General features: G+C 64.2%; 1 protein-coding gene. It reads right to left on the reverse strand.

Annotated features, from left to right (window positions below; all coding sequences use genetic code 11):
• Nucleotides 1–599: MspA family porin (locus tag A5733_RS21100; protein ID WP_076241547.1), on the reverse strand; the 599-nt coding region annotated here is incomplete at its 3' end.
• Nucleotides 600–612 lie beyond the last annotated feature (13 nt).

Below are 612 nucleotides of genomic sequence, written 5' to 3' on the forward strand. Positions count from 1 at the left end.
GAGGCGATCAGCCGGGCGAACGGCCGCAGCAACACACCACCGGCCGCACCGGTCACCGTGCCGTGGGCGTTGGACACCGCCACCCCACCGGCGGGACCCTTGACGTCCACCGAGAACGTCGCGACTTCCTGGATACCGGGACCGTTGCCCAGATCCGCACTGATCGACACACCCGGGAACAGGTTCGGGGTGATCACCGACTCCAGACCGAACGGCGGGCCGGTGATGTCACCATCGTCGATCAGGATGTTGGGGGTGGTGTAGGAGAAGTTGATCCCCACACCCAGCGACCAGGGGAAACCGATCTGATAACCCAGCTCCAAGGTGCCCTCGAACTCCTCGGCGCCCGGGCCCTCGACGTGATACTTGGCCCGACCGGAATGGAACCACTCACGCGTCAGCCGGTTGCGGTCCAGCGGGAACACACCGTTGAGGAAGGTATCCCACTGCTGCACGGTCAGGGTCCGATCCTGACCGTCGACCAGGCTCAGCTCATTGTCCAAACCCGCATGAGAAGTGCCGGCACCGATGAAGAGGCCCGCAAAGACCCCCGCAATGGCGGTCACCATCGCGACCAGCACCCGACTGAATGCCTTCATGTTCTCCCTAGCT

The sequence above is a fragment of the Mycobacterium sp. NS-7484 genome, from assembly GCF_001953975.1.
Lineage (GTDB): Bacteria > Actinomycetota > Actinomycetes > Mycobacteriales > Mycobacteriaceae > Mycobacterium.